Consider the following 1909-nt stretch of genomic DNA (forward strand, 5'->3'; position numbering starts at 1 on the left):
TGTTGTGGGCCCCGCCCCCCCCGCTGCATTGTATAAAGGCGTCGATTGAGCTTGGGGTCGAACTCACCAAAGGACTATAACAATGGCTCTCAGTAAAGAAGTGCCGGAGTTTGACATCGACGATGAGGTTCTCCTTATGGAAACCGTCATTGATTCGGATTCGATGTCGAATGATGAAGGGGCTGCTCCACCTTCCGTTCGTTCCAAATCCAAACACTCCGCTTCACTTAAACAACACAAGTACATCGACTACACGCGGGCACTCGATGCCACGCAACTGTATCTCAACGAAATCGGCTTTTCCCCATTGCTCTCCCCGGAGGAAGAAGTTCATTTTGCGCGATTGTCGCAAAGTGGCGATCCGGCCGGGCGTAAGCGCATGATTGAAAGTAACCTGCGGCTGGTGGTCAAAATCGCCCGGCGTTACGTCAATCGGGGGCTGTCACTGCTGGATCTGATCGAAGAGGGCAACCTCGGGCTGATCCGGGCGGTGGAAAAGTTCGATCCCGAGCGCGGCTTCCGCTTCTCGACCTACGCGACCTGGTGGATTCGTCAGACCATCGAGCGCGCCATCATGAATCAGACCCGGACCATCCGGTTGCCGATTCACGTGGTCAAGGAGCTCAATGTGTACCTGCGGGCTGCACGGGAGCTGACGCAAAAACTCGATCACGAACCTTCACCCGAAGAAATCGCCAACCTGCTGGAAAAACCGGTAGGTGAGGTCAAGCGTATGCTGGGCCTGAATGAACGGGTTTCTTCGGTCGACGTCTCGCTGGGTCCGGATTCGGATAAAACCCTGCTCGACACCCTCACTGATGATCGTCCAACCGATCCATGCGAACTGCTGCAGGATGACGACCTGTCACAGAGCATCGATCAGTGGCTGTCTGAACTGACCGACAAGCAGCGTGAGGTGGTCATACGCCGCTTCGGCCTGCGCGGCCACGAAAGCAGCACGCTGGAAGATGTAGGCCTGGAGATCGGCCTGACCCGGGAACGTGTCAGGCAAATTCAGGTGGAAGGCCTCAAACGCCTTCGCGAAATCCTTGAAAAGAACGGTCTGTCGAGCGAGTCGCTGTTCCAGTAAGCCACTCGATAGACCGACCGCCAAAAGCCCCGACTGGTTCGGGGCTTTTTGTTTTGTGGATTAACGCGGGTTTACTTGGCGCGATGTAGTCTCAGTTTGTAAGCCATTTCTTACTGTTTCGTAAGTGTTCGCTATTTTTACACGGCAGAAGAAGCCGATTGAGCGAGCTTATGTTTCTTAAGTTTATGATTAATAAGATTATTTTTTGATATGAAGTGCTTGTGACAGCCCATTTTGGCGTCCAGAGGCAATTGCTCTTGGCAGGGAACTCTTTAGTATCTGGGTTGTGTCGACGGACAGACACGCCCTTCAAGGATGAGGGGAACGGACATCGCAGGAAGCGATTCATCAGGACGATGAAAAGGAACACAGGGAATAGGGAAAAATGTGGGCGGGTCAAACCGCCCCTTTTTTTTGCCTGTAAAAAGGCAAAACCCGGCAAAGCAAAAAGGCCCGCAAGGGGCCTTTTTATCGAGCGCGTGACAGATCAGCGTTCGAGGTCTTTGATCTTGCCTTTGACGCCATCCCACTCTTCGGCGTCTGGCATCGATTCTTTCTTCTCGGTGATGTTCGGCCAGATTTCGGCCAACTCGACGTTCAGTTGAATGAACTCCTGCATCTCTTCCGGAACTTCGTCCTCGGAGAAAATGGCCACGGCCGGGCATTCTGGTTCGCACAGGGCGCAATCGATGCACTCGTCCGGGTGAATCACCAGGAAGTTCGGGCCTTCGGTGGAGTGGGTGCGGGGGGGGGCGGTGTTGGAGGCCCGCACAGACAGGTGGTTTAACCCGCCCCGTTCACGGGTTTGGGCCCGTGGGG

Annotated in this window: 2 protein-coding genes; one reads left to right on the forward strand and one right to left on the reverse strand. The window is 54.5% G+C overall.

Annotation, left to right across the window (positions count from 1 at the left end; translation table 11 throughout):
* The first annotated feature begins 82 nt into the window (after positions 1 to 82).
* On the forward strand, positions 83 to 1090 hold the full coding sequence (gene rpoS / locus ACIOWA_RS27895) for an RNA polymerase sigma factor RpoS (RefSeq protein ID WP_221732467.1): 1008 nt from the start codon (positions 83 to 85) through the stop codon (positions 1088 to 1090).
* Positions 1091 to 1577: 487 nt separating this feature from the next.
* Here the strand turns inward: rpoS and ACIOWA_RS27900 are convergent, their stop codons facing one another.
* Positions 1578 to 1868 carry a ferredoxin family protein gene (locus tag ACIOWA_RS27900; RefSeq protein WP_401162923.1) on the reverse strand — a complete coding sequence of 97 codons (291 nt, stop codon included), beginning with the start codon at positions 1866 to 1868 and terminating at the stop codon, positions 1578 to 1580.
* Positions 1869 to 1909 lie beyond the last annotated feature (41 nt).

The organism is Pseudomonas sp. NPDC087614 (assembly GCF_044743485.1).
In the GTDB taxonomy this organism is placed as follows: domain Bacteria; phylum Pseudomonadota; class Gammaproteobacteria; order Pseudomonadales; family Pseudomonadaceae; genus Aquipseudomonas; species Aquipseudomonas baetica_A.